Source organism: Pseudomonas sp. KH_040 (genome assembly GCF_057839305.1).
The window spans coordinates 2,303,676-2,324,239 of sequence record NZ_CM174487.1 but is presented as its reverse complement, the minus strand read 5'-3'; the positions used below and the strand labels follow the sequence as shown (position 1 = coordinate 2,324,239).

The window sequence follows — 20,564 nt, the reverse complement described above, 5'->3', positions numbered from 1 at the left end:
TTTGCGTAGACCGAACTATGCGAATCCCGCCGACATTTGTCAACAATCAGAAATCGTCATTTGTTGTAGGGCGAATCGTCGGACTCGCCCCTTCACTGCTTATGCCGTGGTGCTGACCAGATTACCGCTGGTGGAACTCTTCGTCATTTCCTTGACCAGTGCACCGGCCACTTCTGCCATCGCAGCGCTGGTTTGCGCGATTTGCCCCTGAATGGACATCACCGCTTGCGATTTGGCCTCAGGCGTCGGATAGGTCTTGGCTTGTGCGGCCGCCAGTTGTTGTTGCTGCTCCTGAAGTTGCTTTTGCAGTTCCTGCATTCGCTTGAGCAGCATCTTGACCGTGACGCTCAGGTTGTCGCCGCTTTCAGCCTTGCTGTCTTCTGGCGCGGCGGCGCCACCGGTCCTGACCTGATTGTTCGATTCCTTCTCAGTGCCCAGCGCCTCGGTGGAAGCCTCCGCTCCCGCCTCGCTCAATGCATTGATAGTCGCTGCGGTTTTGCCGCCGATGGTGACTGCCGCAGGATTAGATAAACCGACCGTCAGTGACATGTGAACTCCGTAGATTCTGTTTCCTTGGACAACCATCGGCCCCCGCGAAAGTTTCTTTAGCAGAAAAGCCGAAACCGGCCACTCGAAATACTCGACAAAAGCAGTAGTCCTTTTCGGAGAGCCGAACGCGAAAGTGTCCATCGTTCGGAAAACCGGATAAACGATTCACCCCGACATTTTCAAACCCATAAAATCTTGATGTAAATCATCAAGTTAAACATTTCTCTGACGCAAAGTACGGCTGGTACAGATCCTGCTCCCCTCACCGCACCCCAAGCATTCAGATCGGCTTGGGGCGCATCTAGATGAACCTGCATCAGCACCGTCTCACTACTAGAGAGAAAAATAATGAAATCTGCTTTCAACACTTTGGTTCCGGGCGCTTTGGCCCTGCTTCTGCTCTTGCCTTCCGCCCTTCAGGCGAAAGAAGTCGAAACCCAGACCAAGCTCGCTAACGTCGTGGTACTTGCAACAGGCGGCACCATCGCCGGTGCCGGCGCGAGCGCCGCCAATAGCGCCACCTATCAGGCGGCAAAGGTTGGCGTCGAACAATTGATCGCCGGCATTCCCGAGCTGAGCAAATTGGCGAACGTGCGTGGCGAACAAGTCATGCAGATTGCTTCGGAAAGCATCACCAACGAAAACCTGCTGCAACTGGGTCGTCGCGTGGCCGAACTGGCTGACAGCAAAGACGTCGACGGCATCGTCATCACCCACGGCACCGACACCCTGGAAGAAACCGCTTACTTCCTCAACCTGGTAGAAAAAACCGACAAGCCGATCATCGTCGTCGGCTCGATGCGTCCGGGCACGGCGATGTCCGCCGATGGCATGCTCAACCTCTACAACGCCGTGGCCGTGGCCAGCAGCAAAGAAGCGCACGGCAAAGGCGTACTGGTGACCATGAACGATGAAATCCAGTCCGGTCGCGACGTCAGCAAAATGATCAACATCAAGACCGAAGCGTTCAAAAGCGCCTGGGGTCCATTGGGCATGGTGGTTGAAGGCAAATCCTACTGGTTCCGCTTGCCAGCCAAGCGTCACACCATGGATTCGGAATTCGACATCAAAAACATCAAGAGCCTTCCTGACGTAGAAATCGCCTATTCCTACGGCAACGTCAGCGATACCGCCTACAAGGCCCTCGCACAGTCCGGTGCCAAGGCGATCATCCACGCCGGCACCGGTAACGGCTCGGTGTCCTCCCGCGTTGTTCCAGCCCTGCAAGCACTGCGCAAGGATGGCGTGCAAATCATTCGCTCGTCCCACGTCAACGCTGGAGGCTTCGTTCTGCGTAACGCCGAGCAGCCTGACGACAAGTACGACTGGGTTGTTGCACACGACCTGAACCCGCAAAAAGCCCGCATCCTGGCAATGGTCGCACTGACCAAAACCAACGACAGCAAAGAGCTGCAACGGATGTTCTGGGAATACTGATTGACCTTCGCCCGATCAATTCTCGATCGGGCATCCTGCGCACTACTCGCCCAATGGGCGGGTGGTGCATCGCTTACAACTCTCTCGCACTTTTCCCACAAAAAAATCGACACGGCCTACACCAAACTCTGAAAACCGCTGTCAGAGGATTTTCTTGAATTTTAAGCAGTTGCGAAAATGCTTACAGTTAAATACTGTATGCACGTACAGCTTAATAAGGATAACCTCGTGGCCACTTCCCCAGATGCTCCTGACGCTTACGAACGCATGGGTATGCGCGTTCAAAAAATCATCAATTCGCCCACCGCTCAAAAAGCCAAAGCCGCACTGATCTTCCGCTTGCCCGACGAGCCGATGGACGACTGGGAGCGCCTGCTCGAGGAAATCGACGAGAACGACAACGTCACCCTCGCCTATCGCGACGACGGTGGCGTGCAGATTTTTTGGGTTGTGCCGAAGGAAGATTGATTCAATGAGTGTCCGCTGTTTTGCTTTGCTGCTGCTGTTCATCACCATGGGTGCCCAGGCTGGTGCACCCCGCACATTTACCGAAGCCAAGAAGGTCGCCTGGAAGCTGTACGCGCCACAGTCCACAGAGTTTTATTGCGGGTGCAAGTACACCGGCAACAAGGTTGATCTGAAAGCCTGCGGTTACGTACCGCGCAAGAACGCCAAGCGTGCGTCACGTATTGAATGGGAGCACATCGTGCCGGCCTGGCAGTTCGGCCATCAGCGTCAGTGCTGGCAGGAAGGTGGACGAAAGAACTGCACCCGTTACGACCCAAGCTATCAGAAAGCCGAAGCCGACTTGCATAACCTGGTACCGAGCATTGGCGAGGTCAACGGAGACCGCAGCAACTTCAGCTACGGTTGGTTGCCGGTGCAATCCGGGCAGTACGGCTCATGCCTGACCCAGGTCGACTTCAAGGCGAAGAAGGTAATGCCCCGCCCTTCGATTCGCGGCATGATCGCCCGTACGTACTTTTACATGAGCAAGCAGTACGGCTTGCGCCTGTCGAAACAGGATCGACAATTGTACGAGGCATGGGACAAGACTTACCCGGTGCAGGACTGGGAGCGTCAGCGCAATCAAAGCGTGGCGTGCGTGATGGGGCGCGGCAACGAATTTGTCGGGCCGGTGAACATGAAAGCCTGCGGTTGATTGCAGCACGAAAAAGGCCTCGAACATAACGTTCGAGGCCTTTTTATTTTGTGCTTGGCTGGCCGTCTTATTGTGCCGCCAGTAGCCCATCAGATTAAGTGTCTCACGAGGTATGAACGCGCTCTTTGATCTGGTATCTGCGCAAGCTCATCACGGCTGCCGACTCTCCGGCAATCCAGCCGTAAAAGCCTTCAGTGGCGGTGTCGGCGATTTCCCAGAGAATGTCCTTTTCTATGTCGACGTCAGCCAATTCAATCGTTTGTCCCGCTGAAGACGCATGAACGGGCAGAAACACGCGCGCACGTTTACGGCGCGAGCGGATGCTCGACCAACACCGATTCAACGTTCTGCTTCTTGGCCTTCACCAAAGCCGCATCCACCTGCACCTTACGCGCCTCAGCTTCAGCCTGAGAGTTGAACGGACCAATCAGAATTCGCGTTTTGCCGCTGCTGTCCTTGATCACCGTAGGCACAAAGGCGTGCTCGATCAGCCAGCCACTCAGGTCGCTGACAGCTTGTGGCGTTTCGCCGCGCACTTCGAGATCCCATTGTGGTGCCACAGCCGCCGACGGCGCCGTTACTGCAGCCGATTGTGGTTTTGGTGCGTCTACACTCTTGCCTTCACCACACCCTGCCAATACCAGTGCCGCGACTACCCAAACCAATTTGCGCACAACGCTTTCCTCGAAATTCTCAAAGCCGCGATCTTATCATTCATAAATACTTCGCGAGGCCCGCAAAATGGGCACAAAACAACGAGATTGATGGTTGCAGCCTCTGTATAGTTACGCCCTGGGAATTAATGCCGCTTCTGCGCGTCAGAAAGAGGCACCCAAACCGTGAGACTTCGCACTAATCTATACGTACCACCGACCTCTGCACTGTCTGAATCAGGTGCCCTACAAAGCAATCAAGGAGAAGACCATGCTGATACTCACCCGCAAAGTCGGTGAAAGCATAAACATTGGTGATGACATTACGATCACCATTCTGGGCGTAAGCGGCCAACAGGTCCGCATTGGTATCAACGCTCCGAAAAACGTTGCCGTGCACCGTGAAGAGATTTACCAGCGCATTCAGGCTGGCCTGACCGCCCCGGACAAGCCACAAACTCCCTGAGCCGCATCGCAGTCAGTAGCCAGTCCGTTTACCTCGTGGAATGACTGGCTAGAGATTCACGCGCCGTTTTGCCATCCGCTTCCCAAGCTCCTTGGGCACGGCGCCTGACACATGATCCTTCCGCGTTATCCTCCCGCCCTTTCTGCTGATCGATACTACCGAGCATTCTCAAGGCTGGCTGTCGGACATTTCCGATAGAGCGAAGGGAATTCGCCTTCCTACCCGAACGTCACACCACGTGCCATGCCTGTGGCTGCAACCATCATCAGCACCATTAGCAGCGCTTCGACGTGACTGATGCGTGCAAACAACTTTGCTCTCCCAGTATCGAGTACCGTCCCCCGCGCCTTGGCGATCCGCCATTTGATCAGCGTGATCATCGGCGCAAGCTCCATCAACAGAATCAGAACGAACAGCGTCATCTTCAGGTGAAACAGCGGCTGATGAAGATAATAGTCAGTGCCTTTTTCGTAACCGCCAAAGGCTCGCATCCCGCCCGTGATCAACAAGATCAGCGCGCAAATCCCCCAGAAATTGTCAGCCAGCAGAACCCGACCGGCCTCCCCCGTCCCGGCCGCCAAGCGACTGAACGCCGTCCCACGCGTCAGTACCGCCCAAAAACCCAAGGCAAATGCCAGCAGATGAACAGCTGCAAGAAACCAATGAACCAGCATCGATACACCCTCATCAGAAAGAGTTGAAAATCGGCCAGTCAGTAGTAGTTGAAAAAACAAGGATTTGCCTGCGGGGTGTCGCCAGGCTTTCAGGAGAGATCGAAAGGAGAGATTTCAGCCAGTTGAGGTAAATCGCAGGCAAAAAAAATCCCAAGCAGCTGATGGAAGCTTGGGATTTAAAAATGCATAAACCGTGGTGGTGAACGCGGGGCGGATGTTACTTAATTCAACGGACAGTAACAACGTTTTTTTGATAACTGGCTGGTTAGTAACACTCGTAAGCTGTTCAATATCCACACTTTTTCAAAGGATGCATGCGACGAGTGGCGATTTTTTCAAGCGCCCGACGGAATCATTTGCACCAAAAGCAAAACCTGCCTCGGCGTAGGAACCGTTGGCGAAGCAGTAAGAACCGAGAAGGTCTACTTATGGAAATTCGAATGCCCTGAGATCGTCTAAACGCGAAGTCGAGCAGGCGCCCTGATGAGGGCTTTGCAAAAGTTTTGCAAATCGCAGACAACAAAAAAGGGCCCACCTTTCGGTGAGCCCTTCTAGACCGCCCAGCAGAGCGGATTTTGTTTGGTAGGCGCGATTGGACTCGAACCAACGACCCCCACCATGTCAAGGTCTGCTTGAGCAAGCTTCAAGCCTTGGTGCTCAAGGGTTTCACAGAACGCCCATTCACATTATGAGGCGTCAACAATGGCCAATTTCCGCTTACTTCCGTCCGGCAACTGGAATGCTCAGGTACGGATAAAGGGTAAACCTCCCCAGTCGAAAACCTTCAACACCAAAGCTGAAGCAGAGTCATGGGCGAACCAGCTAGAAGCCGTGACGATGGAGCGCAAGCACCACACCATTTATACGTTGGGCATGACGTATTGCGAAACGATGCTCAAGGGGAAAGGCAGCTACGACCACGCACTGAAGATCGTGGAGCATCTGGGCAGACACTTCACTCAGCCTATTCACGAAATCACGCCTCAGATGATCAACGACTTCAAGATCATGAGATTGAAGAAGGTGAAGCCAGCCACATGCAGAATTCAACTCGCCTTCATGTCGCGATTCTACCGATTCGCAAAACGCGGCTTGCTGATCGACATTCACAACCCTGTAGCTGATATCGCACTACCGAAGCCAGATCGGTCTTCTGACAAGGTGATCAGTGCAACCGAGCTTGAGCGACTGCTGGCGAAGCTATCTCCCACCATGAAACCCATCATTGAGTTGGCGTATGAGACTGCGATGAGACGGTCTGAAATCCTGAAGCTGACCAAGGACTGCCTGCACCTCAAAGATCGTATTGCTGATGTGATCGACGGGAAGAACGGTACACGATCAGTTCCCCTCACCCACCGAGCCGTTCAGATTCTTGAGCTGGCCCAACTGTGGGCCACTGTAGAACGCTACCCAAATGGACTGCTATTCACTGTCACTCCACACGCCGTAACTCAGGCAGTGCGATTAGCACGAGTCAAGGCTGGCTTAGACAGTAGTGTCCGGCTGCACCAGCTCAGGCACACCAGAATCACCAATGTCGCCAAGAAGGGCTTCAACAACGCACAAATCATGATCGTCTCAGGCCACCGAGATACACGATCCGTTGCCCGGTACTCCCATTTGAATGTCAGGGATGTTCTGCACCTTATTGATTGACCAACCGTATCGGCCGCCAGCCTCGATTAACTGAAAGGTTGGCGACCCCGAAAACTCGTTAGAAACCATCGATAAACCCATGCATAACCTGCACTGAATTCGTCATGTTCTGAGGAACAACTGTCGTCCCGTACAGTGTTTACGGTCTTATATGGCATGCTGGACTAAGCGGGATGCTTTCTCTTCCACCGGAAATCGGTTTTTACAGATTCGCACTGCAATGGGCGAGGTATAGGCTCTGCAAGAGCCACTTTCTAGATCAACAAGTTCACGTCGCGTCAACTAGAGGATTGACGGCAAGTGCATCCTCGTGTACAGTTCGACACCTACCCAGTAGGTAGACAGACAACTTAGAAGCCTCCACCGCGACCACCGAATCGGTGCCTTGCAAGGGGGCTTTTTAACGTCTGTGATTTACCAAACCAAACCGGTAATACCCGAGGTAACGCCTATCGTAACGAACCAATACAGGAGAACAATCCATGTCGCACCCATTCGTTTTAAAATTGATTCCCACCGCCCACGCTGCAAATGATGACACCTCCTCCAAGTCGTCAGCCTTCCTTGACCAGCGTGAAGAAAGAGTTCTCGCTCTACATAGAACTGGCATGTCTCGCCGAAAGATCATTGAAGCAACAGGTGAAACCGAACACTTCGTTCGTCGAGTTATCAGAGGCGTGCCTGTAACCGAGAAACTTCCAACGACACAGTCTGAGCGTGCCGTCGCTCGCTGTTATCCGATGGCGATTTGTCGCACAGGAATCAAAGATTACCAGCTCAGAACAATCATGAACGAGTGCTACGGTGTTGAGTGGGATGCTGAAAACGGCAAGTACAAGAGACGTTATACCGCCGACCAACTCAAGCGAGTGAGGGAAAAGATTCGTGAGCGTGCAACAGCAGACGGACATTCGGCCATCTTCGTTATGGACTGGATCAATGCTGACGCACCAGTTGAGTCGAACACAGTAATCACGCAATGCGCTTCGAATCTACAAGATGCTATTCAAGAGGTCGTAGATGAATTCATGAAGGCATCAGGAATAGAGCACGTCGAAGAAGGTGTTGATCTTGCACTGGCCAGGAGAAAGCAAAAGTTTTCTGCTCGTCGGCACATCCTCAAGTTGGCAGTCAAAGGGCTTTCCAAGGAGCCTGTTGGACGCCTACAGGAGCGCACGTTGGATCAGGTCAACCAACTCGCAGGCACTCCAGATGCTCCCGGTGTGAGCGTTTCAGTGATCAAGCTCCATCACCCAGAGCCAAAAGGGAGTGATGCATTTTTGGATTACTGCGAAGGACAAGGCTGGTTGCACCCTGATCATTATCCAGAAGTTGAGCTCGCCATTTCAGCAGCAGGATACTGACAGGAAGAATCACCCACTCACGCCCACCATATATATACAGTGGGTGGGCGGGTGGATGCCCCCCACGATTACTACCCCAGACGGTAACGTCTGAGTGGGGATAACTTTTCTCATAGACAATAGTCGTATCGTCCCGATTCTGGAACAGCACACCAAATAATCAACATAGAATCAACACACATCAAAGCTCTTCGCTTTTGATCTGCTACACCGAAGGTGAGGTGTATAACTGTCTGCGTCCGCCGACGGGATACTACCGAATACGTCCGTATTCATTTCTGCACCAACAAACAAGATCAAGATCACAAGCAAAAAGCTGGATTTGTGTGATCTTTGTTTGTTACTGGAGTACATCCGAAGGACTGTCGGCGGTCACACCGGAGCTGAGTACAGTTGAAAGCTCAGGCTTTCGGTGCGAGAACACTGGCGGAGCCAAGAGATAGTAATCCTTCAAGCTCCGCTTGGCTGACACCATTACCAGTTAAGCTGGTCGCTGTGTTATGAACGTTCTATTTGGTGTTGTGTAGTTATAGTGCATCATCTATATCGTCCACTGTGACAGTGAATTTGTCGTTTACTTGGTTTATGGTTAGTCCCGACTTCTTGCAGGTGGCAATGCCTCGCCGATAAATGTCATTGATTTTCTCTTTGTCATTGTTCTTAACGGCTGTCGCGAAGTAGTTGACTATTATGCTGGCGGTATTGCTTGAGGTATCTGTCATTGTCTGTAGTGTGGTTGCTGGATACTTGTTCTTCGCAGCAACTGCTTTCATCTTGACTCCAGCGATATCGCTAGAACCATCCATCATTTTTGCGTTTATGTACTTTTGTGAGGCAAGGAAGCCAACGCATTTCGAAATGTCGCTTTCTTCTTCGGATAATCCTCCTGCAAAGCTGGAGGTGCTGAGTGCAAGTAGGGCTGTTGAAAGAATCAGTTTTTTCATAGAGTAATGTTTCTTCTTGAATTTGGTATCTTGGCTCACGATGGTGGTTTACCGCATGTAAAAGTAGAGGAACACGACAACTAGAATTACGAATATCACTCGGCCTTGAAGCACATCGTAGTCCAATTCATCTTTCTTGATCTGCTTGTACGTATCGGTGTCACTCAGCCCTTGCGTTTTGTACAGCATGATTTGATTGATTTGCTTATCGATTCTTTTGTTGTGGGCGTCATTGCTCCGCATGATTATCCCCCACACCAACAGCCATAGCCCTCCTGTCACCACCGTCAGAATCACGTGCAGGATGTGATTTGTTGTCTTCTTCTGGTTGGTGAGTACAAACAGTTTTTCGTTCATGGGCATCCCTGTCAGGTGCTAGCTGGGTGAGCAACGAGGATATCAATGTATCACTTGGTGTGTCATCATCTAGTGTGTTCACGATTGGGGTACATCCGACCATCATTCGGGGATGCAGCCAAATCAGAATTTGAGAAAGGGCTTCGGCCAACGCATTCGAGAGCTACGCAACAGTCAGGGCTTCAGTCAGGAGGCTTTCGCTGATAGGTGCGGGTTCGTTCGAACTTACATGTCCCGAATTGAGACGGGCACAGCTAACCCCAGCCTAGACGCGGCCAAGGTGCTTGCTGATGGACTGGGAGTGACCTTGTCAGAGCTGCTACAAGGGCTCTGACGACCTCTACACACAAACTCAAGGAATGAGTCGTGCCAGACAACACAGAAGCCCATATAGCCACAGCGGACGTTCTAACTCTCCTCCTTCACAACCAGCATGCCTTAGCTGCTGCAATCGAAGAAGTGGCCCTGTGGGTTAGGGCCAATGGTTCAAGTGAGACACATGAGAACGCCGTCACCGCACTGGAAACTCTTGATGCGAACGCATCCGCCATCACTGCTGGTATTCTCAAGCTTCGACAATAGCCGTACCCAAACGAAAGTCGGCTCATGAAGTCTTATTGCGGAATCCTCGATACACCCAGCCAATCAGCCAGCCAGCGATGTACATTCCCATGCTCAACCCTAGCCAAATACCGAGGGCAGTAGTTAATGTCTCTCTTCGCTCTTGGGGTAGTGCAGCGAGTTCTAGCGGAAGGTTTTCATTCTCCTTGCGAATGTCCTCTGTCAGGCTGGCGATGTATTCGCCCCGACCGGCATAGTCATTCTCCTGCGCTGAAGACTCCTTCAGGTAGCGTGTCAGTTGTTCAACTCTTGAATCGTAGTTTCTGGTGATTCTCGATTCAGTTGGGAGTAACAGATAGGTGTACCATCCGATGAATATCGCCAGCATCAGGCTCACTACAATCCATAGCCGTTGCCATCCATTCATGTTGGTCTCCGTTGGAATGTCTACAGCATCTACTTGGTGGCCGTGCTGTAAGCCGCTTTGAGTAGCCCAGCTATAGCAGGTAGCAACATGATCGCCATCGCCTTGAGGTAATCCCGCCCATCTGCCCAATCCCAGCGCCGTACATCCAGCGGATCAAACACGGTCAGGATGAACAGGGCAACTGCTGCCCAAGCAACCGATACAAATATCCACCCCCTCACCGAACGGCTTTGCCTGCTCCACAACCCTTTCTTGTTCGTGCTGGGTGACCGCCCAATGATCTTCGCCAGCTTCTCACCCTCGGCCTTTGCATCACTCGCCCGCTTGGCCTTGATTTGGTCGTCGCTGGCTAACAGCCGGTCGAAGACACGTATGATTTCTACAGGTGGTCTGTCACGCTTCGCTTCGGCAATGTTGAAGCGCCCTCGGACGGAGTCAAACACCGGCTGTAGCTCATGCGATGGTGCAAGCCCGATAGCCAGATACGCACGCCATGCCTTGCTGATTTGGTCGGTATCCATTGCGGATAATTCGTTGTCTTGATTCCCAAGCCATGCCCTGAGAGTTTCCCAATCCTTCCGGGTGCCTTGGGGAGCTTTGGCATCCTGTGCCAGTTCTCTCAACATGCCTACATAGAAAACGCCAGCGTTTGCCATCAGGTTGGGAGGGTTGGCGTGTTCCATTGGGGCGAATTCCATGTGAGAGCTGACTAAGGTAGCAGCGGCTGGAAGCCTCCGCCAACACCTCAGGAAGCCCATTGGATATCGCATTGGAATCGGTTTAGCAGTCAATTGCCCCTTTGAGCGATTGAAGTGCGGGCCGAAGTTCTTCCAGCCAGTTTTTGTCCAAGACATCGAATGCATGTACGAACACGTTTGCTGCCCCACGTTCGAAAATGCCTCGACTTGTAACGTTCTTGTGGAGCAAGACTAGCGTTGGCAGGTCTAGCATCAAAGACATGGTCGTTTCAATCTGGTTCCACTCAGTGGGCAGGTTGAGATGCTTCTCGATAGGCGAGTGTTTGACGGTGCCGCTGTGCATGAAAATCTGGGGAAGGCCGAGCACGATAGTGCATTGGCACTTCTGCATTAGTCGTCGAACATCCTCAAATGGTGAACGTAGCGGTACCTGGCTTTTGCCAATGGTGTTTGCTTTGAATCCAGAGTCCTCGAGCAGTCGGTAGAACGGTTCGAGATTTCTCTCAATCACTGGAGGAGCCCAGTTTGGACGGGAAACGAAGGTCTCTATCACTTTGACTCCTGACGTTTGGTTAAAGCGTGGGTAGGGGAGCGTAGCACGGAGGTTTCGGAGGCAGGCGGTCTTGTACTTAAGTCTGAAAAGATGACGAACCCAGATGAAATTCACTTTCGTGAATACTTGGGCAGCAAGCTTGAAGATGTGTGTTCAATTGGGTATACCCCAGCGAGCACCGTCCGTCGCCTACCCCAACTGTACCGAATAAGACTTATTGACCACCCTAACGAGCACACCTATAATCGGTACATCCAAAACGGTACAGAGAGACTTTGAGATGTACATTCGCGGCTACCTTCGTGCATCCACCAGTGAACAAGACGCTACCCGTGCAAAAGATCAGTTGAAGGCATTCGCCGCTGAGAATGGTCAACGTGTGGCGTCTTGGTATGCCGAAAACGAAAGTGGTAGCACGCTGCAACGTCCTGAATTGTTTCGCCTTTTGGGTGACTGCGAGGCGGGGGACATCCTCCTGATTGAACAGGTAGACCGCCTGTCACGCTTGAATGAGGCTGACTGGCAAAAGCTGCGTGCAGAGCTCAAGTCCAAAGGTGTGTTGGTTGTCGCACTCGACCTGCCAACCTCGCACCAGTCGATGCAGCCAGCCCGTAAGGGTGATGACTTCACCGGGCGTATGCTCACCGCCATCAATGACATGTTGCTGGATATGCTGGCAGCGGTAGCCCGTAAAGACTATGAAGACCGTCGCCGCCGTCAAAAGAATGGTATTGAGAAAGCCAAGGAGAATGGCGTCTACACAGGCCGTCAGGTTGACCAGATGAAGCACAAGCGGATCAAGGATTGTCTGGACGCTGGAATGTCCTTGAGATTGACTGCCAAGACCGTCGGCTGTGCTCTGTCCACTGTTCAGCGTGTCGCAAAGCCAGACTGATTCAGGCGTGGTTAGTCACTCGTTGAACCTGGCCCCCACCCCTGCTTAAGGAACTCTGATTCCACGACAGTAGTAGACATCCTACCGGGATGGATTCGCCTCAAAGCCATGCCAATCAAGGCCCATACAGGCCACATTACAACACCAAGCCTTCGCCCCCAACACAACCTGATCACACGTCACCAACAGCGTCACAGCCGACCACAGAAGGCAGGCCGGGCGTAGGGTGTTCGTCTCTTATTTTAGAAAAGCTCAGCTTTTAAAACAGGGTGGCCGTGTTCGCGTTAAGAAGCTGTGCGGATAACTCCACTTTCCCCAACATCCACTTCCATTACTTTTCCCGCCGCAAAACCAAACGCATAAGGCATCGGGCCGTTTTCCACGGCGGGAATTTGGCATTCTGCTTGGAAATCGTTCAGGACGACTACAATCCCAGCTCCAACCAAGGAGGGACTTTATGACCACGAACAACGAAACGATGGCCGATGCACTGGAACTGCTCCTTCTCAACCAGCATGCGCTGCCAGCCTTGAGGAAGTGGCCTTGCGGATCGAGGCACGTGGCGCCGTTGACACACGCCCAAACGTCGTCACCGCATTGGAGCGACTTGATGTGAAGGCCGAAAGCATTACCGGTGCAATCGAGAAGCTACGTCAGGGGATGCTATAGAGGCTGAATGTCGTCAACTTATTTTCTGCAACGAAATTTCAACTCACGCCCTTAAAGTGATTCCTGTCTAGCGGCGGGCGTGTCTTTTCGCAACATCACGCCCACTCGGACAGCACCCCACCTCGCACTACTTACCTGCACTCGCTTTACTGACGAGACCGTGAATAGCCTTTTTTGCCTGCTCTAACTTTTGCTGCTTGGCCGCTGCCGCTAATTGCTCGTCAAGCACCAATTCGATTCCCATTTTGAGGATAGGGAACGCTGCCAGGCATTCTTTTTCAGTCAGCTCATGCAAGCCTTGGCTGAGAATCTTGTACATCGAACGATTTTCCACAAGGAAGTCAGGGAGGTGCCCTGCAAGCAATTTTATCCGATCAGCCATACGCCCGTTGAGGTACGCATCGTCATCCCAACCATCTTCCTTTTTCGCGTTCTGGTACTCAGCATCGACAAGATTCTCAAAAATTCGTCTTAAGTAAACAAACGAACCGACGCCCACTCCGTGTGCAGCCAAACCAATCGCTTTGGTGAATTCTCTGAAATCCTCTTTGGGTAGCACAGCAGCGTACTGACGTACGTCGAATGTATTGAGATCGGCAAGGGACGGATACTGTCCAATCTTCTGCACAGTCCTGCCCTCCACATCGAACAGAAAGAACAGCTTGTGATCCGCATCCCTAGAGCATTTCAGTATGACGACATAGCGCTTGCTCCCCACCCATCCAGCGATATAACCGGGACTGTCGGCAAGGTTATTCTGATGGAAAATGCTGTGTGCGTTACATTCAGGGCAGTACGTGTCGATTGGCTCTGGTGAAAAGAATACGTTCCACCCTTCTTGGTCATGCTCCTCAGCAAACGTGAATTCTTCATAAAGGGGGTAGTCGATGCAGAACTCTTTCTTAGTCGGTGGTGCGCTGTTTGCGGTCATGCGGGCTGGCTCTGAGTGGCTGAAAGGCCATCATAGTATATCGGCGCCATTAGCCTACGAATGAACCAAAAACGAGCGAACGATTGAAGTTAAGTCCAATCCGCCTGACGGCAGCACGACCTACATCCCACGCCAAACATAGACTTACGCCTGCTGGGCAGCGAGTGGATTAAACTGGGTCGATATAACTTGTTAGGGAACGAATATGAGTGAAGCATGGAACCTGCAAGCCTTACGGGCAGAGGTCAAGATTCGCTTGCCTGACACAAGCGACAGGCTTGTTCAGATCATCAATTCCCTTGGCCGATCACGGGATATCTTCGAGTACCACAAGTGCCTCGCCCGCGATGCCTTCACCGCATTCAACGCCGAAAACGACCCGCACGGAATAAAGTTTGCGGAGCGGATATTCGGGTGCGAGGACGATGATGGTGTCATTCATAAAGCTGGTTTAATCAGTGAAGCCAACCTGATTGCCTGCGTTGCAATCACTCGCAATTCGTACGATAGCTTTGGGCAGTTACTGAATGGCCTTGTGGTGCCAGTACCTCTGAAACGCAATTTCTACATCCAAGATGTAGAAGCAGCCCTGCCTACTGGAGAGCTTAAAGATCGCCTGAGTGGTGCTCTCACGTCAAAGTGGTTTGGGTATACGCACGCATTCATGAACATGGTCAAACATCATCAACTGATCGTCCACAATGCGTCTATCTCATTCATCGATGAGAACAGGGGAGGCAAGGTCGAAGGCTTTAGGCACAAGGAGAAGGACTATCCGGCGTGCTGGGTTCGGGAGGCACTGGAGGGAACTGTGGAGCTTCAGAATTCGCTACGGGCATGCGGTGTACTGCTCAATCGCATGTACGTTGGGGAACATCCGCGAAAACCTGCTGAGCTTAGTAGTACAACTGAGTAGTACAACCCAAAAAAGAAAAACCCCCGTAACTCATTGAATTACAGGGGTTTTCTGAATATGGCGGAGAGATAGGGATTCGAATCCTAGGTATCGGTGAAGGTACAACGGATTTCGAATCCGTCCCACTCGGCCACTCTGGCATCTCTCCAACGACGCGGGCGATGGGAAACACCACATAAACCTTGAGTAAGTTACGGTTATGTAGCTAGGTTTCAAGTAGCTCCAAAGCTTCAGCGGGCTCGAAGCCATGCGTATCTCTGTGCCATTGAAAGTACTTCTTCGTTTTCTGGCTCCAAGCAGGTACGACATTACCCAACACACCATCAATGTAACTCGATATAGCCGCAGGCGCTTCGAGGGATGGATGCCTAACAACCGCCCCGTTCTTTACCGAAATGTATCCGAACTCAAAAAGTGGGTCACATCCCATACGGCACATAGGGGCTGCAATATTTTCGATATCCAGCTTTTCCTTTCTGTCGCAGGAAGCCCGTTTTTTGATGTGCGCAGCAACCAGCATGTTGCGGGGATAGTCGTTTAAGCAGATGCAGCATGTACCAGTGGCCAAGCCTTTAAAGAGGTGTTTCACGATGAAACGGTGCTCGTTTCTAGTCGGCCTCGTAGCAGAACCATCCGTCTCCATCTGGAGACTAATTTCAACGCGAGCCTCTTCGAGACTTATAGGCTCATCAGCAAGCTCGTATAGTAGCTTCTGGTAGCGATCAATAATCGCTGCACTGTCTGCTTCGGAGAAGCGATTGAAAGACATACGAGGCTGGCTTTCGGTGCAGAGCAGGATGTCAGGATATGGAATAGACACATGGCGTACATCCGAAACGAAGTAAACGTTCTCCCAAGTGATCCCCTCACTGACGTCTTTAAAACCCCACAGATGAAGAGCAAGGGCTCGATTACGGGTGCGATGAGTAAACCTCGACGCAACTGTAACCACTCCTTTGACGTTGAAGATGACCAAGTCGTTTGGAGCCATTCTCAGCCAAGCAGCTTCGGTATTGCTGGGCGATAGCCCCCAGATATACAGCTTGCCCGAGGGATTCTCTGCTCGCAGTATCGCACCAAGCGCAGGATCAAGAAGGTGCACGATATCGTCAAGAAAGATGGGGTTGAGTATGGTGTTCTGAAGGTTCTGCCTCGCAACTGGATCAGAGCAAGGCTGGTACACAACTGCGGTAGTCATTTCTCTCTCCTTGAGTACTTCACAGCATTGCCCTTGGACTTATCAACGGGATACTTCTCTGCATTTAGCTTGATTTTGGCTTGGGCCGCCGCTGCAACGTCGATCTGTAGCCTATCTCCCAGTCTGAGCAGGTAAAGCAGAACATCGGCCATCTCTTCTTCAACGGCCTTTACTGCCTCATCGCTAAGGACAGCACGCTCACTCTGTTCAGCAGTGAGCCACTGAAAGAGCTCTGTAAGCTCCCCCACCTCACCAGACAATGCCATCACTAGATTCTTGGGGGTATGGAACTGATCCCAGTCCCTCTCGATAGCAAACGCAGCCAGATCGGACTGCAGTTGTTTCAGTACGTCCATTCCGATTCCATGCACCATGATCAAGATAGCGTGGACGCTAACGACTCCGACAAAGCCTGTCTAGCCGCCAACACATCACACGCTCACCAAGACCACTCGACAACACAACACCCCACCCTCCCCTAATGCGAAATGTAGAGGAATCACAGCTCAGAACAGGTCTTGTAGGCGTTCACATTGCTCGGTGTGAACGAAGCCTATATTTTGTGAACGTTCTGCATGAAATCCAAGACAACAAAAAAGGGCCCACCTTTCGGTGAGCCCTTCTAGACCGCCCAGCAGAGCGGATTTTGTTTGGTAGGCGCGATTGGACTCGAACCAACGACCCCCACCATGTCAAGGTGGTGCTCTAACCAACTGAGCTACGTGCCTGCTGTGAGGCGGCATTCTACGGAATTCCGGAGGGGTGTCAACACCTTTTTTTCACCTAACCCTATGAATATGCAAAATATTTAATTTCGGGGCTCCGACGAAGATTTTCCGGTGGCTGGCGGAGGTTTTTCAACTCGGGTAGGATCGACGCACTCGTAAAATATATTAAACAGAGGCTGCAGGATGGCGAACACCCTTTACCCAGAGTCCTATTACGCTGCGTCGGCCAACGCCGTACCGCCCCGCCCTGCCTTGCAGGATGATGTGGAGACGGACGTCTGTGTGATCGGCGCCGGGTATACCGGATTGTCTTCTGCCCTGTTTCTGCTGGAGAACGGTTTTCGCGTCACCGTACTGGAAGCGGCCAAGGTCGGGTTCGGCGCCTCCGGGCGTAATGGCGGACAGATCGTCAACAGCTATAGCCGTGACATTGACGTCATCGAACGCAGCGTCGGCCCCAAACAGGCGCAACTGCTCGGGCAGATGGCGTTCGAAGGCGGCAGGATCATTCGCGAGCGCGTGGCCAAGTACAACATCCAGTGCGACCTGAAGGACGGCGGCGTATTCGCAGCCCTTACCGCCAAGCAGATGGGCCATCTGGAATCGCAGAAACGCCTCTGGGAGCGTTTCGGCCATACGCAACTCGAGTTGCTCGATCAACGCCGCATCCGCGAAGTGGTTGCCTGCGATCAGTACATTGGCGGCATGCTCGACATGAGTGGCGGCCATATTCATCCGCTGAACCTTGCGCTCGGCGAAGCAGCGGCGGTCGAGTCACTCGGCGGCACGATCTATGAACAGTCACCCGCCGTACGCATCGAGCGCGGCGCCAACCCGGTGGTGCACACGCCGCAGGGCAAGGTCAGGGCCAAGTACATTATCGTCGCCGGCAACGCTTACCTCGGCAATCTGGTGCCGGAGCTTGCGGCCAAATCGATGCCGTGCGGCACACAAGTAATCACCACCGAGCCGCTGGGTGACGAGCTGGCGAAAGCGCTGCTGCCGCAGGACTACTGCGTTGAAGACTGCAATTACCTGCTCGACTACTACCGCCTCACGGGCGACAAGCGCCTGATCTTCGGCGGTGGCGTGGTGTATGGCGCGCGCGATCCCGCCAACATCGAATCGATCATCCGCCCGAAAATGCTCAAGGCCTTTCCGCAACTCAAGGATGTGAAGATCGACTACGCCTGGACCGGAAATTTCCTGCTGACTCTGTCGCGCTTGCCACAGGTTGGGCGCCTGGGCGACAACATCTATTATTCGCAAGGTTGCAGCGGCCATGGCGTGACCTACACGCATTTGGCGGGCAAGGTCCTCGCCGAAGCATTACGCGGTCAGGCCGAGCGCTTCGATGCATTTGCTGACTTGCCGCACTACCCGTTCCCCGGCGGACAACTGTTGCGCACGCCGTTTGCCGCACTGGGCGCATGGTATTACGGGCTACGCGATAAATTCGGGATGTAAAAAAGGGCCGCTGATCGCGGCCCTTCTTATTCAACACTGAACGGTTTCAGAGCTGATCCCGAGCAATCCCGCTGCGGATCCGCAAGATATCTGCCAACACTGCCAAGGCAATTTCCGCCGGTGTCTTGCTGCCGAGGTTCAGACCAATCGGCGCATGAATCCGCGCCAACTCAGCCTCGCCCAAACCGCCAATCCGACGTAACCGCTCGAAGCGCTTCTGCGAGGTCTGCAGCGAACCCATCACGCCAATGTAGAACGCTTCGGTGCGCACCGCCTCCATCATCGCCAGATCGTCGATGCGCGGGTCATGCGTCAGCGCCACCACCGCCGTATCACGATGACAGCCACCATCAGCAATAAACACCGACGGCAATTGCCGACGAATTTCCACGCCATCCAGCACCACGCCTTCGAGCACTTCATCGCGCGGATCACAGAGAATCACCTCAAACCCGAGGCCAACGGCAAACTCGGCACACGCCTGCGCCACACTGGAATACCCAGCGAGCAACAAACGCTGGGCCGCGCCGACACGAATGCGCACCCGATCAATCTCGCGCTCGATCCGCGCACCCTGCTCGCGATCAGCGAACAAAGTGCGCGCACCACTGGCCAGATCAACCTCGCGAATCAAGCGACGCTGACCAAGCAACGCCGACTCCAATTCGCGCAGATGCGCCTGCACCTCGCAGCCAGCGTCAAATTTCTCTACCAGCACATCGAGAATGCCGCCACAGGGCAGGCTGACCCGCGAGCGCGGATCGTCGCCTTCGCCGTAACGCACGACATTGACTGTATCGAGAAACGCACCTTCGGCGACGCGCTCAAGGAAATCTTCCTCGACGCAACCACCCGAAAGCGAGCCGATCCACTGTCCGCCATCGTTCACCGCCAGCAGCGAACCCGGCGCGCGCGGTGCCGAGCCGTAAGTGGTCAGCACGGTGCAGAGCCAGATGCGCCGCCCTGCCACCGACCACTCCAGCGCTCGCCGCACTACTTGTAGATCGAGATGCTGCATGTCAGTGCGCCTTGTGCTCGATGGACGGTGCGTCGGCCTGCAGTTTCTGCACATCGCTCACCGCCAGTTCAGCCGACTGACCGCCCCAACCTTGACGCAAGTAGTTGAGCAGGTCGGTCAGCTGTTCAGGCTTTAGCTTGTCGGCGAAACCCGGCATCGGCTGCATGTGCTCGAAGCCGGAGAACTTCTGCTCGCCGATCCCATCCTCGATCACCCGCAACAGGTTGCGTGGGTCTTCCAGGCGCAGCGTGGTGTTGCCGCGCATGGCCACCGCGATGTGCGGCTTACCTTCGCCACCGACCGCATGACAACCGGCGCAGACATTCAGGTATTCCTGCTGGCCGCGCTGAGCGCTGGCGCTGAGTTTCTCTACCGGCACTTCAACCAGCGCTTTGGCTGCCGGCGGTTTGTCGCCGAGCAGGAACGTCGCCATCGCCGCCAGATCGGTATCGTTCAGGCCCTGCGTGCTGTTGTGGAACACCGGGAACATCTCATTGAACATCGTCCCCTGCGCACTCATGCCGTGCTTGAGGAACGTACTCAGGTCCTGCTCGTTCCAGCCGCGCGCGGCCAGATCAGTGGCCAGCAGGCTCGGCGCCAGGTAGCCATTGAGGATGCCGCCGGTCAGGCGCTTATCCAACTGCATCGCGCCCGGCAGGCCACGTGGCGTGTGGCATTCGCCGCAGTGACCGAGCACTTCGACCATGTACTGGCCGCGCTTCCAGGCTTCACTTTTGCCTTCGGCCGACTCCAGCTTCAGCGCTTTGCCGTACATCATGTTCCAGCCGATCAGGCCCGGACGCACGTTGAACGGAAAGCTCAGGCTGGTGACCGGTGCTGCGCGCTCGATCGGCTCGATGGTTTTCAGGTACGCATGGATCGCGTCCGAATCTTCACGCGGCATCAGGTGATACGAGGTGTACGGCATCGCCGGATAGAGGTTGGCGCCGTCACGACGCTTGCCTTCAGTCAGCGCAGCAAAGAACTCGTCATCGTTGTACAGACCGATGCCGTGCTCTTTGCTCGGTGTGATGTTGGTGCCGTAGATCGTGCCGAACGGTGAAACGATCGGCAGACCACCGGCAAACGGTGCGCCGCCCGCTGCCGTGTGGCAGGCCATGCAGTCGGCCGCGCGGGCAAGATACTCGCCGCGCTTGACCTGATCATCGGCGTGGGCAAACAACACTGGCGCAGCGAGGCCGACCGCCAGGGTCAGGCGGGTCAGAAAGAGCTTCATG

Annotated in this window: 24 protein-coding genes, 2 tRNA genes and 1 pseudogene; 11 read left to right on the top strand and 16 right to left on the bottom strand. The window is 53.7% G+C overall.

The genetic code is table 11. The features are described from left to right. Positions 1-99: 99 nt before the first annotated feature. The gene (locus AC3IUF_RS10370) at positions 100-549 is read right to left on the bottom strand and encodes a hypothetical protein (RefSeq protein WP_007913475.1); all 450 of its coding nucleotides are present in this window, start codon (positions 547-549) and stop codon (positions 100-102) included. Between the two features lie 348 nt (positions 550-897). Here AC3IUF_RS10370 and AC3IUF_RS10365 point away from each other — a divergent pair, with 348 nt between their 5' ends. The 3 genes from AC3IUF_RS10365 (at position 898) to AC3IUF_RS10355 (ending at position 3,148) form a co-directional block, all read left to right on the top strand. Then, positions 898-1,986, top strand: a complete 1,089-nt coding sequence (locus AC3IUF_RS10365; protein ID WP_095111732.1) for an asparaginase — start codon at positions 898-900, stop codon at positions 1,984-1,986. Positions 1,987-2,184: 198 nt separating this feature from the next. Further along, positions 2,185-2,454 (top strand): DUF1654 domain-containing protein, encoded by a 270-nt coding sequence (locus AC3IUF_RS10360; RefSeq protein ID WP_090282667.1) that lies wholly within the window; start codon positions 2,185-2,187, stop codon positions 2,452-2,454. Positions 2,455-2,458: 4 nt separating this feature from the next. Next, positions 2,459-3,148, top strand: coding sequence for an endonuclease (locus AC3IUF_RS10355; protein WP_095111733.1), 690 nt, complete (start codon positions 2,459-2,461; stop codon positions 3,146-3,148). Between the two features lie 57 nt (positions 3,149-3,205). Here the strand turns inward: AC3IUF_RS10355 and AC3IUF_RS10350 are convergent. Together AC3IUF_RS10350 and AC3IUF_RS10345 are read right to left on the bottom strand one after the other, a co-directional pair. Next, positions 3,206-3,437: pseudogene (locus tag AC3IUF_RS10350) on the bottom strand (SIP domain-containing protein); the annotation flags it as partial. Between the two features lie 16 nt (positions 3,438-3,453). Further along, on the bottom strand, positions 3,454-3,822 hold the full coding sequence (locus tag AC3IUF_RS10345; protein ID WP_007913471.1) for a hypothetical protein: 369 nt from the start codon (positions 3,820-3,822) through the stop codon (positions 3,454-3,456). 250 nt (positions 3,823-4,072) lie between these two features. Between AC3IUF_RS10345 and csrA the strand changes: the two genes are divergently transcribed. Next, the gene (gene csrA, locus AC3IUF_RS10340) at positions 4,073-4,267 is read left to right on the top strand and encodes a carbon storage regulator CsrA (protein WP_003179932.1); all 195 of its coding nucleotides are present in this window, start codon (positions 4,073-4,075) and stop codon (positions 4,265-4,267) included. 218 nt (positions 4,268-4,485) lie between these two features. On the opposite strand, the gene AC3IUF_RS10335 is transcribed toward csrA, so the two are convergent. Next, positions 4,486-4,941, bottom strand: a complete 456-nt coding sequence (locus tag AC3IUF_RS10335; RefSeq protein ID WP_007913470.1) for a DUF2214 family protein — start codon at positions 4,939-4,941, stop codon at positions 4,486-4,488. A 702-nt stretch (positions 4,942-5,643) separates the two neighbouring features. Between AC3IUF_RS10335 and AC3IUF_RS10330 the strand changes: the two genes are divergently transcribed. Together AC3IUF_RS10330 and AC3IUF_RS10325 are read left to right on the top strand one after the other, a co-directional pair. Then, the gene (locus tag AC3IUF_RS10330; RefSeq protein ID WP_489280972.1) at positions 5,644-6,600 is read left to right on the top strand and encodes a tyrosine-type recombinase/integrase; all 957 of its coding nucleotides are present in this window, start codon (positions 5,644-5,646) and stop codon (positions 6,598-6,600) included. 482 nt (positions 6,601-7,082) lie between these two features. Beyond that, positions 7,083-7,964 carry a hypothetical protein gene (locus AC3IUF_RS10325; RefSeq protein WP_489280971.1) on the top strand — a complete coding sequence of 294 codons (882 nt, stop codon included), beginning with the start codon at positions 7,083-7,085 and terminating at the stop codon, positions 7,962-7,964. Positions 7,965-8,491: 527 nt separating this feature from the next. Here AC3IUF_RS10325 and AC3IUF_RS10320 read toward each other — a convergent pair. Then, on the bottom strand, positions 8,492-8,908 hold the full coding sequence (locus AC3IUF_RS10320; RefSeq protein WP_489280970.1) for a hypothetical protein: 417 nt from the start codon (positions 8,906-8,908) through the stop codon (positions 8,492-8,494). A 48-nt stretch (positions 8,909-8,956) separates the two neighbouring features. Further along, positions 8,957-9,265, bottom strand: coding sequence for a hypothetical protein (locus AC3IUF_RS10315; protein ID WP_489280969.1), 309 nt, complete (start codon positions 9,263-9,265; stop codon positions 8,957-8,959). Positions 9,266-9,377: 112 nt separating this feature from the next. On the opposite strand from AC3IUF_RS10315, the gene AC3IUF_RS10310 reads away from it, so the two are divergent. Both AC3IUF_RS10310 and AC3IUF_RS10305 read left to right on the top strand, forming a co-directional pair. After that, complete coding sequence (locus AC3IUF_RS10310) at positions 9,378-9,599, top strand: helix-turn-helix domain-containing protein (protein WP_489280968.1); 222 nt, start codon at positions 9,378-9,380, stop codon at positions 9,597-9,599. A 32-nt stretch (positions 9,600-9,631) separates the two neighbouring features. Continuing rightward, positions 9,632-9,847 (top strand): hypothetical protein, encoded by a 216-nt coding sequence (locus AC3IUF_RS10305; RefSeq protein ID WP_489280967.1) that lies wholly within the window; start codon positions 9,632-9,634, stop codon positions 9,845-9,847. 22 nt (positions 9,848-9,869) lie between these two features. On the opposite strand, the gene AC3IUF_RS10300 is transcribed toward AC3IUF_RS10305, so the two are convergent. From AC3IUF_RS10300 to AC3IUF_RS10290, 3 genes are all read right to left on the bottom strand, one after another. Beyond that, entirely contained in the window at positions 9,870-10,253 is a 384-nt protein-coding gene (locus AC3IUF_RS10300) for a hypothetical protein (protein ID WP_489280966.1), read from the bottom strand. 29 nt (positions 10,254-10,282) lie between these two features. Next, entirely contained in the window at positions 10,283-10,936 is a 654-nt protein-coding gene (locus AC3IUF_RS10295; RefSeq protein ID WP_489280965.1) for a hypothetical protein, read from the bottom strand. Between the two features lie 97 nt (positions 10,937-11,033). Then, positions 11,034-11,504, bottom strand: coding sequence for a hypothetical protein (locus AC3IUF_RS10290; RefSeq protein ID WP_489280964.1), 471 nt, complete (start codon positions 11,502-11,504; stop codon positions 11,034-11,036). Between the two features lie 280 nt (positions 11,505-11,784). Between AC3IUF_RS10290 and AC3IUF_RS10285 the strand changes: the two genes are divergently transcribed. Next, positions 11,785-12,399 (top strand): recombinase family protein, encoded by a 615-nt coding sequence (locus tag AC3IUF_RS10285; protein ID WP_489280963.1) that lies wholly within the window; start codon positions 11,785-11,787, stop codon positions 12,397-12,399. 796 nt (positions 12,400-13,195) lie between these two features. Here the strand turns inward: AC3IUF_RS10285 and AC3IUF_RS10280 are convergent. After that, positions 13,196-13,999 carry a short-chain dehydrogenase gene (locus AC3IUF_RS10280; protein WP_489280962.1) on the bottom strand — a complete coding sequence of 268 codons (804 nt, stop codon included), beginning with the start codon at positions 13,997-13,999 and terminating at the stop codon, positions 13,196-13,198. Positions 14,000-14,204: 205 nt separating this feature from the next. Between AC3IUF_RS10280 and AC3IUF_RS10275 the strand changes: the two genes are divergently transcribed. Continuing rightward, positions 14,205-14,915 (top strand): hypothetical protein, encoded by a 711-nt coding sequence (locus AC3IUF_RS10275; RefSeq protein ID WP_489280961.1) that lies wholly within the window; start codon positions 14,205-14,207, stop codon positions 14,913-14,915. A 58-nt stretch (positions 14,916-14,973) separates the two neighbouring features. Here the strand turns inward: AC3IUF_RS10275 and AC3IUF_RS10270 are convergent. The 4 genes from AC3IUF_RS10270 to AC3IUF_RS10255 form a co-directional block, all read right to left on the bottom strand. Further along, positions 14,974-15,063 (bottom strand) — tRNA-Ser (locus AC3IUF_RS10270). A 57-nt stretch (positions 15,064-15,120) separates the two neighbouring features. Continuing rightward, positions 15,121-16,113: a hypothetical protein gene (locus tag AC3IUF_RS10265; protein ID WP_489280960.1), complete on the bottom strand. Its 993-nt coding sequence runs from the start codon at positions 16,111-16,113 to the stop codon at positions 15,121-15,123. Then, positions 16,110-16,469, bottom strand: coding sequence for a nucleotide pyrophosphohydrolase (locus tag AC3IUF_RS10260; protein ID WP_321836793.1), 360 nt, complete (start codon positions 16,467-16,469; stop codon positions 16,110-16,112). Before AC3IUF_RS10260 ends, AC3IUF_RS10265 begins: the two co-directional genes overlap by 4 nt. A 295-nt stretch (positions 16,470-16,764) precedes the next feature. After that, positions 16,765-16,841, bottom strand: a tRNA-Val gene (locus AC3IUF_RS10255). 183 nt (positions 16,842-17,024) lie between these two features. Here AC3IUF_RS10255 and AC3IUF_RS10250 point away from each other — a divergent pair. Continuing rightward, complete coding sequence (locus AC3IUF_RS10250; RefSeq protein WP_414894139.1) at positions 17,025-18,308, top strand: NAD(P)/FAD-dependent oxidoreductase; 1,284 nt, start codon at positions 17,025-17,027, stop codon at positions 18,306-18,308. Between the two features lie 46 nt (positions 18,309-18,354). On the opposite strand, the gene AC3IUF_RS10245 is transcribed toward AC3IUF_RS10250, so the two are convergent. Continuing rightward, a complete protein-coding gene (locus AC3IUF_RS10245; protein ID WP_095111745.1) occupies positions 18,355-19,326 on the bottom strand; it encodes an XdhC family protein in 972 nt (323 codons plus the stop codon). Position 19,327: 1 nt separating this feature from the next. Beyond that, positions 19,328-20,563 carry a c-type cytochrome gene (locus AC3IUF_RS10240; protein WP_489280959.1) on the bottom strand — a complete coding sequence of 412 codons (1,236 nt, stop codon included), beginning with the start codon at positions 20,561-20,563 and terminating at the stop codon, positions 19,328-19,330. Position 20,564 lies beyond the last annotated feature (1 nt).